Here is a 16,160-nt window from a genome sequence, read left to right as displayed (position 1 = left end):
CAGGACTTGGCAAGGGGGCAGGCTATGGCATTCCGATTTCGACAGAAATTCAAACGGTCTTCGGCTGTCTGGACTGCGGCGGCCCTCCTCGCCATTTCGGCCTGCTCCGGCGGGGAAGAGAGCGAGACTGCCGCCATATCCGAAGATGCCGTGAAAGTGGGCATTCTCCAGTCGCTCACCGGGACCATGGCCATCAGCGAGATCACGGTGAAAAACGCAACCGAACTCGCGATCGAACAGATCAACGACAATGGCGGCGTCCTTGGCCGGGAGATCGTCGCCGTCGTGGAGGACGGGGCCTCCGAACCGGCGACTTTTGCCCAGAAGGCACAGAAGCTGATCGAGGACGAGGAGGTGGCAACTGTGTTCGGCGGCTGGACGTCCGCCAGCCGCAAGGCGATGCTGCCGGTATTCGAACGGACCCAGAACCTGCTCTGGTACCCGGTCCAGTTCGAAGGCAACGAGTGCTCCCCGAACATCATGTATTCGGGCGCCCAGCCCAACCAGCAGATCCTGCCCGCCCTCGGCTGGGCCGAAGAGGAAGGATATGAGAGCTATTTCCTCGTCGGCTCGGATTATGTCTTCCCCCGCACGGCCAACCTCATCCTCAAGAAGCATCTGGAGGATCGCGGACTCGAGCTGGCTGGAGAAGCTTATGTCCCCCTCGGCGGGACCGACTTCAGCGGCGTGATCTCCCGCATCCGGTCCGCCGACCCGGACATCATCTTCAATACCTTGAACGGCGACAGCAATGTGGCCTTCTTCAAGCAGATGCAGGCTGCGGGCATGCCGCCGTCCGAACTTCCGGTCATGTCCTTCTCGATCGGAGAGCAGGAAGCGCAGGCCATGGGAACCGAGCTGGTCGAGGGCAGCTACGCGACCTGGAACTATTTCCAGTCGATGCCCGACGAGGCGAACCAGTCCTTCGTCGGCGCCTACCAGGAGGCCTATGGCGAGGATGCGGCCATCACCGATCCGATGGTTCACGGCTATCTGAACGTGTACGCCTGGAAGGCGGCGGTCGAGAAGGCCGGCAGCTTCGATCCCGCAGAGGTTCGCGAGGCCGCCAGGGACCTTGGCGGGATTCCGACCCCGATGGGCGAAGTGAATTTCGCCCCCAATGGCAGTCTCGTGCAGACGGCCTATGTCGGAAAACTGGGTTCTGACGGCCAGTTCGAAATCGTGTCCGATTCCGGCACACCCATCGATCCTCAGCCCTATGACCCGCTCGCCTTTCCCGATCAGAGCTGCGAGGTCTGAGGAGGCCGGAGGCGGCCAGCGGCATGGACGCGGCTCTACTTCTCAACCAGCTGTTCAATGGGATCAGCGTCGCGAGCATCTATCTGCTGGCAGCGCTCGGCCTGGCGCTTAGCTTCGGGCTGATGCGTGTCATCAACATGGCGCATGGCGAAATGCTGATGCTGGGCGGCTACCTCGCCTATCTGACGCTCATCTGGGTGCCGGGCGCTCCGGGCATTCTCCTCGCGATCCCCGTGGCCTTCGTCGGGGCGGCAGCGATGGGCGCGCTCATCCAGCTAAGCCTTATCCGCCGCCTGATGAATCGCCCCCTCGATACGCTGCTGGCGACGTGGGGCGTCAGCCTGATCCTGCAGCAGGCGGCGCGCGACATATTCGGCGCCATCGGCGTCGAGGTCCGCGCACCCGACTGGCTCAATGACAGCCTGCAGTTCGGCGCTGTCGTCATTCCGTCCGCCCGCCTGTTCATCATTCTGGTGACCATCCTCGTTCTCGGCGCGCTTGCCCTCCTCATTCGGCGCACGCGGATCGGCCTGACGGTCCGCGCGGTCAACCAGGACCGCATGATGGCGGGCGCAACCGGTATCGACGCCGGCAGGGTCGACCTCGTCGTCTTCGCTCTAGGAACAGGCATTGCCGGCCTGGCCGGCGTCGTTCTCGCCCTGCTGGGTCCGGTCACCCCTAGCGTCGGCCAGAGTTACATCGTTCCCGCCTTTCTCGTCGTTATCATGGGCGGCCTCGGCAGCGTTCTCGGAACGACGGTAGCGGCACTCCTCCTCGGCCTTTTCTCGGCGCTCGCGCAGACCGTGGTGGATGTCAGCGCCGCCCAGATGCTGCTGCTCCTGTTCGTCATCATCTTCATCCAGGTCAGGCCGCAGGGCGTCATATCCATCCGCTCTCGCGCACTCGATGAGTGACGCCGTGACGTCGCAGGTTCCGGCTGCGGATGGAGACCGCGCCTGGCGCCGCCGGGCAATGGCGCTTCTTCCCTGGTTGCTGCTCGCGCTAGGCGCAGCAGCCCCCTTCTATCTCTCGGGATATAATCTCAGTCTGCTCGGCCGGTTCATGGCATTCGGCATCCTGGCCATGGGCATCGTACTCATCTGGGGCCATGGCGGCATTCTCAGCCTGGGCCAGGGCGTATTCTTCGGCATCGGTGCCTACGCCATGGCCATGCACATGAAGCTTGCAGCCGCCGGCGACGGGCAGCTTCCCGACTTCATGATGTGGAGCGGACGGGAGGCGCTGCCATGGTGGTGGGAGCCGTTTGCCAGCCCGGTCTTCGCCATACTCGCAGTCTTCCTTCTGCCCGCGCTTCTGGCGGCGCTGTTCTCATGGCTCGTGTTCTACCGGCGCGTCAGCGGCGTCTATTTCGCACTTATCACCCAGGCACTCGCCCTTGCCTTTGCGACGCTGCTGATCAGCCGGCAGGACGTGACGGGTGGCTTCAACGGCCTGACGAACTTCCCGTCGCTCTTCGGCCTCTCGCTTGCCGACCAGACAGTCCGGGATGGCCTCTATTGGACGACTCTGGCCCTGGCCGCACTTGGCTATGCCGGGCTTCGCTGGCTTCTGGCGACGCGGTTCGGCAACCTCCTGCGGGCGGCGCGCGACGCGGAGAACCGCATTCGGTTTCTCGGCTACAACCCGGTCCCGTTCAAGGTCGTGGCATTTGCCATTGCCGGGATGCTTGCGGGAGTGGGCGGTGCCCTCTTCACGATGCACGCGGGCAATATATCTCCGGCACTCGTCGGAGTGGTGCCTTCGATCGAAATGGTGATCTGGGCTGCGGTCGGCGGGCGGTACAGTCTGGCGGGGGCTCTGGTTGCCGCAGTAGCGCTCAACATTCTACGCGACAGCGTGTCGTCGGCCTTCCCTGAGCTCTGGCTCTACCTGATCGGCCTGGTCTTCATCCTCACGGTCACGCTGCTTCCGAACGGCGTAGCAGGCCTCGCACGGCGCGTATCCAGGCGATGAGCGGGCCTCTCTTACTCGCCGTCGACGGCATCACCGTGGACTTCGACGGCTTCAAGGCGCTCGATACCTTCAGCATGACTCTCGACAAGGGAGAAACGCGCGTCGTCATAGGGCCGAACGGTGCCGGCAAATCGACGCTCTGCGACGCCATCATCGGCCGGGTTCGTCCCGCGGCGGGCCGCGTCCTGTTCAGGGGAGAGGACCTGACCGGACTATCAGAACAGGCAATCGTTGAGCGCGGCATCTGCCGCAAGTTCCAAGCTCCCGGAATTCTTGCCGGGATCACCGCGCGGGAGAATGTTGCCCTGGCGGCGCGGCGCGACCGGTCATGGTGGCAGGCATTCGGCAAAGGCATCCCCGCAGAGGAGCAGGCTTCCGTGGACGCCGTCCTAGAGCGTGTCGGCCTGGCCGACCGTGCCGAGGTCAAAGCCGGCGAGCTTGCCCATGGGGAAAAGCAGTGGCTGGAGATCGGCATGGTTCTGGCGACGGGAGCCGAACTCGTTCTTCTCGATGAACCTACGGCCGGAATGGGTCCGGCCGAAACCAGCAGGACTGCCGAGCTCATCCGCGACCTCGGCGACACGCGCAGCGTCATTGTCATCGATCACGATATGAGCTTCGTGGAGCAGCTGGCCGCCCCGGTCACCGTCATGCATCAGGGACGGTTTCTCAAACAGGGCTCCGTGGAAGCGGTCAGAGCAGACCCCGAAGTCATCTCCGTCTATCTCGGTCATTCGGCATGAGCGCGGACCTGCTCGAACTTCGCGGTCTCAGCAGCGGCTATGAGGGCAGCCGAGTCCTGTGGGACATCGACCTTGCCGTCGCGGGGCAAGACATCCTCGCCCTTATCGGCCGCAATGGCGTCGGCAAAACGACACTTCTGAAGACGATCGTTGGCGTGCAGGCTGCCAGCGGCGGACAGATTCTGCTTGGCGGTCAGGACATGACCGCCCTGCCCTCCCACCGCCGTGCCCGCGCCGGAATAGGCTATGTGCCGCAGGGCCGGCACATCTTTCCTCATCTCAGCGTGGCTGAGAATCTGGACGCGGGTCTTAGCGCATGCGGAACCCGCACCCGCGGACGGCGGGTGCCAGACTATATCTTCGACCTTTTCCCGAAACTGCATGAGGTCCGGGACCGAAAAGGGGGCTTTCTTTCCGGGGGCGAGCAGCAGCAGCTTGCCATCGGACGCGCGCTTGCGGGGGCGCCCCGTCTCCTGCTCCTCGACGAGCCGACCGAGGGCATCCAGCCGAATGTCGTCGACCAGATCGAGCAAGCCTTGCGCCATGCCGCCCGAGAGCTTTCGCTCACAATCGTCGTCGTGGAACAGTATCTTGAGTTCGTCTGGCGGTTCGCCAACCGATTTGCGGCGATGAGGGACGGACGAATTGTGAAGGAAGGTAAGACTTCGGAATCAAAAGCCAGTGATGTCGCTGCCTTCGTCAGCATTTGAGTTTATAACGGCACCGAATCGAAACGCACGGTACGGCCTAAAATTTTCCTAGCAAAGTGCAATATTTGTGAATGTTCTTTCGGCCCAACTTGTCATCTTGGAACAAGGAGGGCTAGGGATATGCAACAAACTACTCAGCGATACGATCTGCGGGGGCGTGCGCAGGCGCATTTGGCCAAAGCGGAAGCTGCAGAGCTGCCGAAGTGCCGTGAAATTCACCTCGAACTTGCAGAGCATCTTTTTCTCGTGGCGCAGGGGTTGTCGCACGACGAGGCCATCGCGCGTTTGAAGTCCAAACAGGGAAAGCGACTCGCCGCCTCGTCTTAGGATCGCTACAGTCCCATCCATGGCAGATGAAGATCCGAGCGGGGCCGCGGCACCGGATCGTGCCCCGGCACACTCGACGGGACCGAAATTTCCAGTCGTCGCCGTAGGTGCATCCGCCGGGGGCGTGGAAGCGCTCAGAGACTTCTTTTCGGCTATTCCACCGGACATCGGGGCGGCCTTCGTGGTTCTGCAGCATCTTGCACCCGACCATGAAAGCCGCTTGTCCGACATTCTCGGACGCGTCTCCTCCATTCCGGTGGAGGACGCCGAGGATGGGCAGGCGATCTGCATCGACCATGTTTACGTCCTTCCCCCCGACAAGGCGCTGACCATTGTCGACAGCGGCCTGTTCATCGAGCCGCGCGACGGACCGGACAACAAGCGCCTTGTCATAGATCATTTCATGCGCTCCCTGGCGACCGTGCTGGGCCCCCGTGCCGTCGGGGTAGTTCTGTCCGGCACCGGAAGCGACGGGTCACTTGGCCTTCGCGAGATCCGCGCCGAGGGGGGGCTGACAGCTGCCCAATCGCCCGAGACGGCGCTCTACGACGGCATGCCTGCGAGTGCGGTCGCCATGGGCACGGTCGACTTCGTAGGGCCGATCGCTGCGATCGCCGACAGGATCGTGTCCTTCGCCAAGGATCATCGCGACGGGAATGGCGAGCATTCCATTTCGACGAACGATCTCAATTCCATCACGGCTCTGCTGCGCGCCCGCGCGGGGCTCGACTTCTCCTCTTACAAACGCGGGACAATCGAGCGCCGCGTACTACGCAGGCTCAGCCTTCTGAGATTTACGGATATGGGCGACTATCTCGCCTATCTGCGCTCGACCCCACCTGAGCTACAACAGCTTGCCGGCGACCTTCTGATCAATGTGACCGGCTTCTTCCGGGACCCCGAGGTCTGGACGGCCGTACGAGAGAGGGCCATCGATCCGATGGTCTCGAAGGCCGACCCTGCCGAGCATATTCGCATCTGGGTACCGGCAGCGTCTACCGGCGAAGAGGCGTTTACGCTCGCTATCCTCCTTGACGAGGCCTGCCGACGGCAAAACAAGGAGGGGCTCAGCTGGCAGATTTTCGCCACCGATGTCGATGCGGAGGCGGTGGCAACGGCGCGCCATGGCGCTTATCCCACAGCCATAGAGCAGGACCTGACTCCGGAACGGCTGAAGCGCTACTTCACCTCAGAAGGGAAGGGATATCGCGTAGCGAAGCGGCTGCGGGAACGTGTCGTCTTCGCCGAACATAATCTTCTCTCCGACCCGCCCTTCAGCCGCCTGTCGATGGTGTCCTGCCGCAACCTGCTTATCTACCTCAGTAACACGACGCAGGCGCGGCTGTTCGACGTGTTTCACTTCGGACTGGAGGACGACGGCTTCCTGCTTCTGGGCACATCGGAAACGACGTCGCAGCGACAGAAGCTGTTCAAGACCGTCGACCAGAAAGCGCATCTCTATCAACGCAAGCAAGGACCGGGCCGCGCAAGCCAGCTGACGTCCCATCCGGCGGGTGGTGGCGGCCGGATCGCGCGGCCAACTCAGAGCTATCAAGGTGAATTTGGCAGGCCGCGGACAGCCAATATCGGCGAGGCGACCCGCCGCGGACTTCTGCGCCGTTACTCTCCCCCGGCGGCAGCGGTTTCGGCAGATGGCGACGTGGCGTATTTTCACGGCGACGTACGCGACTTCCTGATCGTTCCGGAAGGTGAGCCGACGCAAAATCTGGTTCACCTGCTGCCGGCAGGACTTCGGCGGCGTTTTACGGAAGCGATTTCTGCCGCGGAAGACAGCCGAGACGGCAGGGCCGAAGTGAGCGGCGTTCGCCGGGGTGACGAGCAACCCTACCGGATCGAGATCGAGCGGCTTCGCGAAACGAGCGACCCGGCGTTATTCCTCTGTGCCTTCATCCAGGAAAGCTTCGGCGAGCCGGAGATCGAGCGGCCTGGAAAGCAGGACCCTGCCAATGACGACGACGAATATCTGGGCCGGCTGGAGCATGAACTCCTCGTCGTAAAGGAAGACCTTCAAACGACTGTCGAGGAGCTGGAGACCAGCAACGAAGAACTGAAGGCCGCGAACGAGGAATCCACAGCCGCAAACGAAGAGCTTCAATCAACGAACGAAGAACTGGAAACCTCTCGCGAAGAACTTCAGTCGCTCAACGAAGAACTTGTAACTGTAAATAGTCAGCTGGAAGAAAAGGTTCGCGAAGTCGAAAGCACGACGAACGACCTGGAAAACCTTCTCAACAGCACGCGGCTTGCCGTTCTGTTCCTGGACGTGGAACATAGGATCCGCAGTTTCACACCGGCGTCCGATGCCGTCGTCGAGCTTCGCGACGGCGATGTCGGGCGTCCGCTGGCAGACCTGAAAATGAAGGTGGAGGACGAGCAGCTCTACCAAGATATCGAAAAGGTTCTGTCGCAGCTGACACCGATGGAACGGGAAGTGGCGGCTCTGAACGGCGACGCCTGGTTCCTGCGCCGTATCCAGCCCTATCGCGGGGCCCAGGATCGCATTGAGGGCGTCGTGATCACCTATAACGACATCACCAACATGGCACTGGCCACCCGCCAACTGGCGCTACGGGAGCGGCAGCAGTCGGCCATAGCCGAGATGGGCGAAGCTGCGCTTCTGGCCCGCTCGATGGAGGACCTTTACCCCGGTCTGCTTCGTCCTTTGCACCGCCTGTTCGAAGCCGACGGGGTCAAGATCCTTCGCCTCTCCGAAGATGGCCACGAATTTACGCTCGTCGCCGGTATCGGATGGGACCCCGCGGATATCGGCCATGCGACGGTAGTGAACTCTCCGGAAACGCAAGCGGGATACACAGCCCGCCATGGTCCGGTCGCGACTGAAGATGTCACCGAGGACAAGCGGTTCGGGCCACCGGAACTCTTAAAGCGGTACAATCTTCGCGCAGGCCTCAGCGCGCCGATCCTGATCGATGGTCGTGCCTGGGGTGTTGTCGGCGCCCATTCGCGGCAGCGGGAGCGGTACAATGGAGACGATCTGAACGTCATCCGCTCGGCTGCGAATATTTTAGCGGTCGCGATTGGTCAGATCACGCGTGAACGCACAGCTGTCGAAGAGAAGGTGCGTCGCGATCTCGCTTTCCGGGCCGCGGATCTGGCGTTCTGGCGGCACATTCCGGAAACCGACGAGGCCGAATGGGATCGGAAACTACCGGAACTTCTCGGCCAGGACCCAGAAACCTTCTCCGCGAGCGGGAACGGCTTTTTCTCGGCGGTCCATCCCGATGACGTCAGCCCGGTTCGCGAAGCGTACACGCGTACGGTCGATCGCGGCGAACCGTTCGAAATGGAATTCCGCATCGTCCTGCCATCCGGGAACATCCGTTGGATTGCCGGGCGCGGCGCCCGCATCCCGGGCAGCGACCCGCTGGAAATCATGGGGGTGAATTTCGACGTCACCGACCGGCGCAAGCAGGAGGAGCGCCAGGACCTGATCATGCGGGAACTGGATCACCGCGTGAAGAACATGCTGTCGGTCATCGTTTCAGTCGCCCAGATTTCCTCGCGCCAGCAGACGGACCTGCAGTCGTTCGTCGAGACCTTCACCCAGCGCGTTCAGGCCATGGCGAAGGCGCACAGCCTGATCAGCGAAGGGAAATGGGACGGAGTCGATCTCGCCGAGTTGCTGGAGACCGAGCTTGGCCAGTACGAGCAGCGCCAAGGTGCCAACATACTTATTTCAGGCGCGCGTGCTTCGCTGACACCCGAGGCGGCGCAAAGCCTTTCTCTCGCGGTTCATGAGCTGGCTACAAATGCCGCCAAATATGGGGCGCTGTCGGTGCCCGAGGGACAGCTCCGGGTCCGCTGGCATCACGACCCTCGCGCTGCCACGCTGGTTCTCGACTGGCGCGAGCGGGGCGGCCCCCCGGTTAAGAAACCAAGGAAGAAGGGCTTCGGCTCCCGGGTAATCGACCGTATCGCCTCCAGCCAGCTCGGCGCGGACATCGAGCAGGACTTCCAGAAAGAGGGGCTGTGCGTGACGATCACCATGCCCGATCATCATCTCTCGGTCCCCCCGACAAGTGGCCGGCAGCAGGTTGAACTGGGCGGCGAGGACGGGGGTCTCTTGCCGGACCTGAAGGGCCGGAAGGTGATGGTCCTCGATGACGAATGGCTGATCGCGGAGAACAACTCAGCTATCCTGATTGACGCGGGATGCGACGTGGTGGGACCGATTACGAACCTTCCCGAGGCCGAAGCCCATCTCGACGACGATCTCGACGCAGCCGTTCTCGACGTGAACATCGCCGGGCAAACGAGCCTCGATCTCGCGCGAAAGCTGCATGACAAGGGTGTGCCCTTCCTGTTCGTGTCCGGCTATCGCAACCTGGTGGAGAAAGACATCGACGCGCCCATTCTCGCCAAGCCGGTCGTCGAAAGCGACCTCCTCTCCTGCCTGAGAAAGATCATCAAAGGGGCTGAGGATGACCAAGGCTGAACAGCGGCACGACCTCGTTGTGATCGGAGGCTCCGCCGGAGCGGTTCCCGTATTGGTGAAGATCCTAGAGCGATTGCCCGAAGATTTCCCCGCTCCGATCCTCGTGGTGCTGCACCGCTCGGGCCGCGCGTCACATCTGGAAAACATCCTGGCGCGGTCGAGCAGGCTAGCCTGCTGTCAGGCGGAAGACGCGCTGCCGCTGGAGCGGGGGCGCGTCTATCTTGCCCCGAACAACCAGCATCTCCTCGTGGGTTCGGATCATGTGCACCTTAGCCGGGGCCCTCGCGAAAACGGCTTTCGCCCCTCGATCGACCCGCTTTTCCGCTCAGCTGCGGTAACGGCGGGAAACCGCAGCCTCGGTGTCATTCTGTCGGGCCTTCTCGACGACGGAGCATCGGGCGCGCGGGCGCTGAAGCTGGTGAATGGCAGGATCGCCGTGCAGGACCCGGCAGAAACCGACTATCCCGACCTTCCCCGCGCCGCCATCAGCGCCGTCGGCGAACCCGACTTTCTGGGAAATGCGGACGGGCTGGCCGACTGGCTGACGGAGATGGTGGCGAAGCCTGCTGGCGAACGGGTGGAAGCCTCGGACGAGTTGAAACTGGAGGTGATGGTGGCCGGACTCGAACGCGCCTCGATACGAACGGAAGAACGGCTCGGCGAATTGACCCCCTTTTCCTGTCCCGACTGCAAGGGGGTGCTGTGGGAGATCGAGGACGGCCCGCTACTGCGCTACCGGTGCCACACCGGTCATGCCTATACGGCGAATACGCTTCTGGAGTCGCAGACGGACGCGCTCGAACGGCGTCTTTACGAGACGCTGAAAGACCACAGGGAACGCTCGGCCCTACTCAGGCATCTAGCCGATAAGGACATGGCAAACCGCGCGCACTGGTTGCAGCGGGCAGAAGACCTGGACGACGACGCTGCGACCGTAGAATCGATGCTGACGCACTCACGCGCGGCCTGAGTTATCCCGACTACGGAAAGGCCAGCGCCTGAGATTCCAGCCCTTCGGGCTAGTTCGCGCTCTCCTGGGCCTGGGCTTCACGGCGCATCTTGAGAAACGGGTCGCGATAATCGAGCCGTTCCAGTTCACGATCCATATCCTTGATCCGGAACCGGGCGCCGTCGAGCCGCTCGATCCGGCTATCCTGCTCCAACGCCTTCAACAGCCTGCTGACATGAACATTCGTCTGGCCGATGATGTCGGCGATCTCCGCCTGACTAAACGGCAGTTCGATGACGTCTTCCGCCAATCCCGCAGCACGCAGTTCCGAATGAAAATCGAGAAGCAGCGTCATGAACCTGTCGCTACCGTTCATGGCGATCAGCGCGCGCGTGCGCTGAGAAGTCCGCAATGTCCGGGCCATCTCATGACGGTTGATCGCACTTTCGAGTATTCGGGAGTTGTCGAGCGCCTCGACGACCTCGCTACGCTTCAGGATGGAAACCGCGCTTCCCGGACGAAACATGATGTTCATCTTCACGGCCGATGAGCGCAGCCGGGTCCAGTTGCAGATCGACCCGGGGCCAAAGAAGTCGCTGATATGCCGGCGACCGTTCGGAAAGATAGTGAAGGCAAAGGCATGGCCCCGTTCCATCACGAACAGGGAATCGGCAGCCTCACTATCGCCCCAGATCGGCCGGGAACTGGAAAATTCCCGCTCCCGAGCCGGCAAGGGGAGTTCATCGAGTGCCGACGCGACCCCTGAGAAGCGCGCCAGGCGTGTCTTCATCACCGAAAGAGGCTCGCGCGCGAATCGACGAGCGCTTTTCCGGGTCTCTCCGGCACTATCCTGTTGAAGCCTGCTTGCGATGATCTGCCTCCTCTGCGGAGTAAGCGACCACTCCGCTCGTCCACCAGCCCTTATACGAGGAAACGTACACGCTTTCAACAATGCCCCAAATAAAGAATATCAGTTTTAGAGAATTATCTGTTTACTCTGATATGGGTCTATTATCTGGATCAATAAATTATCTAACCATCTCAATCCGGGAAAGATTTCTAAAAGACAGCGTTGGCGAAACAATCAAACGCGCCCGCTAAAATGCGGTCGGCCTTGCTGCGACAATTTATCCCAAGCTGGATGCGCTTTCTCGATTCTTTCGCGTGAGCAGTAGGTAGAGCGCGGGCACGACCACCAACGAGAGGACCGTCGAGCTCAGCAATCCGAAGATGATCGCCAGGCAGAGGGGAGCATACATCGGATTTCCCAGCGCAAGCGGAACGAGGCCCACCAACGTGGTAACCGACGTCGTCAGGATCGGCCTCAGCCGTTCCGACGCACCCAGCGCCGCCGCCTCGTCTATGCCGCAGCCACCGGCGAGGCGTCCGTTCATATTGTCGACCATGACGATGCCGTTGTTCGCCACGATCCCGATCAGGGAAATCACCCCGATCATGGCGAAGAAGGACAGCGACATTCCGAACAGGAAAAAGCCCAGAAACGTGCCGATCAACGCAAGCGGCATGGTGGTCAGAAGGATGAACGCCTGCGGGAAACTATCGAAGACGATGACCAGCACCCCGAACACCATCACGAGGGCCACCGCCAGCGCGATGCCGGCCGAGCCGAAGGTTTCTGCAGTTTCCTCCGCCTCGCCGGCGATGCGAAATTCATAACCGGCGGGCCAGCCCTGCGCCATCTGCTCAAGCTCGGGCGTCACGCCCTCCACGATTTCCGTCACGGGCCTCCCTTCATTCTTGGCGAGAACGGTAAGGGCGCGCTGGCCGTCGACATGCGAAATGGCGATGGGTGCCTGCGACTGGACGGGCCTTAGCAGCGACAGGACCGAGACGCTGCCGCCATCGGGCGTGAAGGCACGGATCTGCGACAGTTCTTCTATCCTGCGGGGAGCCCCGGCCTCGCCCGCGTGGCTTGGCCAATTCGTGCCCATACGGATGTCGAGGTCGTCTTCAGGGCCAACCGTAGAGAATTCGCCTATCTTGTCGTTAGCGAGGCCGAAGCGGATTTGAGCGGCCAGATCCTCCTGCGTCAGACCATAGAAATCCAGCGCCTCGCGGTCGGGGCGGAGTGCGATCTCGCGCTTTACGCTCCCCAGATTGTCGCGCACGTCCACCACGCCTTCTACCCCGGAGAGATAGTCCTGCACCTGTTCGCTAAGGTCCTGTAACTCGTCCATGTTCGGCCCGGTCAGTTCGATCTCTATGGGATCGCCGGTGGGCGGGCCCTGGCTCTCCGAGACCACCAGAAGGCTGGCGCCGGCCACATTCTCGTCCAGGTAGGTGCCGAGCTCTTTCCGCAACTGGTCTGCGAGGACATAGCTTGGTTCATCGCGGTCGCCGCGGTCGACGAAGACGGCTGAAAAGCCGACGAAATTCTCCGATTCCGAGGGTTGGAGAGTATCGGCTGGAGAGGTGGAAGCAAAAGGGCTCTTGCGACCGGCCAGCATGACAACGCTTTCGAAATAGGGCTTCTGGCGCAGCATCGCCCCGACCTCGTCGGCAACCTCCTGGGCGCTCTCCAACTGGGTCTCAGGCGGCAGTTCGATATTAATGCCCAGCGTCTCGCCGTCCGTTGGCGGGTAGAGAACCAGAGGCACCTGCGACACCGCCAGCAGAGACAGCACGAAGGCGCCAAGCGCCCCGCCAACCCATGCCCAGGCCCGCTTGCGGCTGGCGAGGACCTTTTCGGACAACCAGGTGCGCAGCCTCTCCGCCCAGCTTTCCGCAAGCTTGTCCGAGCGGCTTTTGCCCTCTCCCGAATGGTCCTTCTCGGCTGCGCGCCCCAGCAGGTAGCGCGATAGCGGCACCGTAGCGAGAAGCGCGATCGCGTAGGCGAGGACCAGGCAGGTAATCGTGGTGACGGGAAGCACGCGGATGAACTTTCCCGACACACCGCCAATCGCCATCAGCGGAACCAGGGCCAGCACCGTCGTCAGCTGACCGGCAAAGGCAGGAACGGCATATTTCTTCACCGTCCCGAGCGCAGCCTGACCGAAGCTCTTTCCGCGCTGGTAGATGTCCTCGTGCAGGCCCTCCATCATCAGGATGAAGACATCGACGAGCAGTCCGAGGGCGAGCACCATGCCGATGATCACCAACTCGTTGAGCGAATATCCGAAAAGCAGGATTACGATCAGCACACCGAAGAAGGTGACTGGAATCGACAGGCCCGCCAGCAGCCCCTCGCGCCAGCTGAGGACGAGAAACAGGATCAGAAAGACCGCTGCCATCGCTTGCAGGCCGTTGACGAGAACGTTGGTCAGGCTTTCGCCGATTTCATCTGCATCGTCCTGAATCACGTCATAGGACACGCCCTGCGGCCAGCTTCCCATCGCTGCGGCATCCTCCATCTCCGAAAGGACATTTCCGATGACGGCGATCGTGTCGCCCCCCGGAACTTTCTTGATGGAAAGGTCTATCGAGCGGCGGAATTCCTCGCCTTCCGTGCTGTAGAAAGCGCGCGATTCTTCGTTCTCAAGTTGCCGCCTTACCGTCGCCACTTCTCCGAGCAGCACAGCCCGGCCGGTGGCCCCTTCGCCGAAGCGGGCAACCGGCAGGCTTTCCAGATCCGCAACGGTCCTGAACTGCCCCTCCAGGCGCACGATTGCACCGAGTTGTTCGCTTTCGATCTCGCCGAACGGCTGCTCCAGGTTCGCGCGTTGAATGGCGGCGCTGACGCGCGCCGGTGAGAGGCCGAGTGCCAGAAGGCGTTCGGGCTCGAGCAGCACCTGCACGATTTCATCGCGGGCGCCCGAGAGTTCCACCTCGTTGACACCCGAGACACGTTCGAGCCGGTCCTGCAGATTTTCGCCCAGATCGCTCAGGACTGCGATGTCGGCGTCGCCATATAGCGACAGCGTCAGGATGGGCCTGTTCTCGACGGAGACCTGCTCTATGGTCGGCGCTTCCGCCTCGTCGGGCAAATTGGCTTCGGCATCCGCAACCGCGGCCCGAAGTTCCTGAACCGACGCCGCCGCATCGGCCGACGCTTCGAATTCGACGGAAATGATGGAATAGCTGTCGAAGGAGGCACTGTTCAGTGCTTTCAGACGAGGCAAGGTGGTGAGTTCGTCCTCGATCTCCTGCGTAACCTGTTCCTCGATGGTCGCGGGATCGGCCCCCGGCCACTGGGTCGTGACGATGGCCTGCGGAATCTCGAGATCGGGCAGCGACTCCTTCACAAGGAGGCCGTAGGAAAAGAACCCGCCGACGATCAGCAGTGCGACCAGCAAGAGAGCGAATGTTGTCTTGAGGAAGAAGAAACGGGCGGCGCCGGATACATCTTCCGATCCGCCGGCATCTTCGCCCTGATCCGGCCCGGTCCCTTCGGAGGGCGAACCGCTCATCGTTCCCCGGCCCCTTCATCTCCGCCGTCCGGATCGGTTCGCTGGGAGGCGGCAGTCTCGCGTTCACCCTCCAGGCGGACGCGGTCGCCGTCCTGCAATTCCGACGTTCCGCGCACCACGACCTGCGCACCCGCAGCGACGCCTTCGGTCACGGCGACCGCCGTCGAGGCACGCAGCCCGACAGTCACCTCCTCGCGGGACGCCCGCATGGTTTCCCGGTCCACCACGAAAACATACGGCTCGTCGTCCTCGTACAGCAGCGCTTCGAGCGGGATGGTTACCGCGCTGTCGCTGCGAATGCCCTCGATCCAGACGGTGACGAACTCGCCGTCCTGCAAGGTGTCTTCTCCGGTGGTGGTACGAATGACGACCTCGAACGTGCGCCGCTGCGGATCGAGAGCGGGCGTGACGGAGTAGACGACACCTCGGATCTGATAGTCGGAGACGGGTAGCCCCGGCGAGCTGCGCCCGTTCACATTCGGGCGGGCGCCCGTGGGAACGCTGGCATTGGGCCCGGTCTCGCTAGAGCGGATCAGGACCGTTCTGCCCACCGCAACATTGCTGAACTGGTAGGAGGGCAGCTCCACCGTGATTTCGTAGGTGGACGGATCGATAACAAGTGCCGGAATGGTGCTGAGCGCCCCCGCCTCGGACTGCGTCTGGACTTGCTGGGGCGTGAAATAGCGTCCCTGCTCCAGGTTCAGGCGGGCAAGAACGCCGTCGATCGGCGCCACGATGCGCGATTCCGAAACCGTAACTTCCGCTTCGTCGATGCGCGCGCGCGCCGCGCCGACTTCCGCGCGCACCGCCTGCAGCTGCGCCGCCGCTTTCTCGCGCGCAGCCCGCGCCTGTGCCAGCCTTGCTTCCGCCTCGTCATATTCCTGCTGGGACGCGGAGTTCTGCGCCAGAAGTATCTCGTAGCGCTGGAAGGTTTCCAGCGCGAGTTCCAGGTTGGCATTGGCTTCGTCGAGATTTGCCTCTGCCACGGCAAGTTCGCCGCGCGCCCCGGCAAGGCCCGCCTGTGCGTTGGCGAGCGCCGCGCGCGGGCGGTCGGGTTGCTGATAGGCGAGCAGCGTTCCCTTACGGACGCGCTGCCCAACCCGGACGTCGGGGTTCACATATTCCACCCGGCCCGCACTCTCGAACGTCAGAAATTCTCGCTGGATCGCGCGCGCTGTACCCTGAGCATACACCCAGGACTGAACATCCTGCTCTTCGGCCTCGGCGACGCGGACGGTCACTGACGGCGTTTGCGAGTCCGCAGCGTCGCTCTGGTCGGCCTCCTCGCCGTTCCCGCAGGAGGCGAGAAACAACAAGGCGGCGCACGTCGCGGCGCGGGCAACAGGTGTCATC

11 protein-coding genes are annotated in these 16,160 nt (G+C 62.4%); 8 read left to right on the top strand and 3 right to left on the bottom strand.

All coding sequences use genetic code 11. The annotated features are described in order from the left end of the window. Positions 1-24 precede the first annotated feature (24 nt). From urtA to KCN53_RS13340, 8 genes are all read left to right on the top strand, one after another. The gene (gene urtA, locus KCN53_RS13375; protein ID WP_088713710.1) at positions 25-1,260 is read left to right on the top strand and encodes an urea ABC transporter substrate-binding protein; all 1,236 of its coding nucleotides are present in this window, start codon (positions 25-27) and stop codon (positions 1,258-1,260) included. Between the two features lie 23 nt (positions 1,261-1,283). Beyond that, positions 1,284-2,174 carry an urea ABC transporter permease subunit UrtB gene (gene urtB, locus KCN53_RS13370; protein ID WP_088713711.1) on the top strand — a complete coding sequence of 297 codons (891 nt, stop codon included), beginning with the start codon at positions 1,284-1,286 and terminating at the stop codon, positions 2,172-2,174. Next, a complete protein-coding gene (gene urtC / locus KCN53_RS13365; protein ID WP_224199717.1) occupies positions 2,167-3,234 on the top strand; it encodes an urea ABC transporter permease subunit UrtC in 1,068 nt (355 codons plus the stop codon). The genes urtB and urtC overlap by 8 nt, the downstream gene beginning before the upstream one ends. Further along, positions 3,231-3,977: an urea ABC transporter ATP-binding protein UrtD gene (gene urtD / locus KCN53_RS13360; RefSeq protein ID WP_088713712.1), complete on the top strand. Its 747-nt coding sequence runs from the start codon at positions 3,231-3,233 to the stop codon at positions 3,975-3,977. The genes urtC and urtD overlap by 4 nt, the downstream gene beginning before the upstream one ends. Beyond that, positions 3,974-4,687: an urea ABC transporter ATP-binding subunit UrtE gene (gene urtE / locus KCN53_RS13355; protein WP_088713713.1), complete on the top strand. Its 714-nt coding sequence runs from the start codon at positions 3,974-3,976 to the stop codon at positions 4,685-4,687. The genes urtD and urtE overlap by 4 nt, the downstream gene beginning before the upstream one ends. A gap of 120 nt (positions 4,688-4,807) precedes the next feature. After that, complete coding sequence (locus KCN53_RS13350) at positions 4,808-5,014, top strand: hypothetical protein (protein ID WP_088713714.1); 207 nt, start codon at positions 4,808-4,810, stop codon at positions 5,012-5,014. Positions 5,015-5,033: 19 nt separating this feature from the next. Beyond that, on the top strand, positions 5,034-9,491 hold the full coding sequence (locus KCN53_RS13345; RefSeq protein WP_088713715.1) for a chemotaxis protein CheB: 4,458 nt from the start codon (positions 5,034-5,036) through the stop codon (positions 9,489-9,491). Beyond that, entirely contained in the window at positions 9,478-10,461 is a 984-nt protein-coding gene (locus KCN53_RS13340; RefSeq protein WP_088713716.1) for a chemotaxis protein CheB, read from the top strand. Before KCN53_RS13345 ends, KCN53_RS13340 begins: the two co-directional genes overlap by 14 nt. A 49-nt stretch (positions 10,462-10,510) precedes the next feature. Here the strand turns inward: KCN53_RS13340 and KCN53_RS13335 are convergent, their stop codons facing one another. The 3 genes from KCN53_RS13335 to KCN53_RS13325 form a co-directional block, all read right to left on the bottom strand. Then, a complete protein-coding gene (locus tag KCN53_RS13335; protein WP_088713717.1) occupies positions 10,511-11,230 on the bottom strand; it encodes a Crp/Fnr family transcriptional regulator in 720 nt (239 codons plus the stop codon). Between the two features lie 337 nt (positions 11,231-11,567). Then, positions 11,568-14,807 carry an efflux RND transporter permease subunit gene (locus KCN53_RS13330; protein ID WP_088713718.1) on the bottom strand — a complete coding sequence of 1,080 codons (3,240 nt, stop codon included), beginning with the start codon at positions 14,805-14,807 and terminating at the stop codon, positions 11,568-11,570. Next, on the bottom strand, positions 14,804-16,159 hold the full coding sequence (locus tag KCN53_RS13325; RefSeq protein WP_088713719.1) for an efflux RND transporter periplasmic adaptor subunit: 1,356 nt from the start codon (positions 16,157-16,159) through the stop codon (positions 14,804-14,806). Before KCN53_RS13325 ends, KCN53_RS13330 begins: the two co-directional genes overlap by 4 nt. Position 16,160: the final 1 nt, after the last annotated feature.

The organism is Pacificimonas aurantium (assembly GCF_020092905.1).
Classification (GTDB): domain Bacteria; phylum Pseudomonadota; class Alphaproteobacteria; order Sphingomonadales; family Sphingomonadaceae; genus Pacificimonas; species Pacificimonas aurantium.
The sequence above is the reverse complement of the archived record's forward strand: the minus strand, read 5'-3'. Positions and strand labels throughout refer to the sequence as shown.

Bases quoted from the DNA above. Each gene is read 5' to 3' on its own strand.
- KCN53_RS13340 (WP_088713716.1), top strand. From the start codon at position 9,478: ATGACCAAGGCTGAACAGCGGCACGACCTCGTTGTGATCGGAGGCTCC.
- KCN53_RS13335 (WP_088713717.1), bottom strand. From the start codon at position 11,230: ATGAAGACACGCCTGGCGCGCTTCTCAGGGGTCGCGTCGGCACTCGAT.
- KCN53_RS13325 (WP_088713719.1), bottom strand. From the start codon at position 16,159: ATGACACCTGTTGCCCGCGCCGCGACGTGCGCCGCCTTGTTGTTTCTC.
- urtD (WP_088713712.1), top strand. From the start codon at position 3,231: ATGAGCGGGCCTCTCTTACTCGCCGTCGACGGCATCACCGTGGACTTC.
- KCN53_RS13350 (WP_088713714.1), top strand. From the start codon at position 4,808: ATGCAACAAACTACTCAGCGATACGATCTGCGGGGGCGTGCGCAGGCG.
- KCN53_RS13330 (WP_088713718.1), bottom strand. From the start codon at position 14,807: ATGAGCGGTTCGCCCTCCGAAGGGACCGGGCCGGATCAGGGCGAAGAT.
- urtE (WP_088713713.1), top strand. From the start codon at position 3,974: ATGAGCGCGGACCTGCTCGAACTTCGCGGTCTCAGCAGCGGCTATGAG.
- urtA (WP_088713710.1), top strand. From the start codon at position 25: ATGGCATTCCGATTTCGACAGAAATTCAAACGGTCTTCGGCTGTCTGG.
- urtC (WP_224199717.1), top strand. From the start codon at position 2,167: ATGAGTGACGCCGTGACGTCGCAGGTTCCGGCTGCGGATGGAGACCGC.
- urtB (WP_088713711.1), top strand. From the start codon at position 1,284: ATGGACGCGGCTCTACTTCTCAACCAGCTGTTCAATGGGATCAGCGTC.
- KCN53_RS13345 (WP_088713715.1), top strand. From the start codon at position 5,034: ATGGCAGATGAAGATCCGAGCGGGGCCGCGGCACCGGATCGTGCCCCG.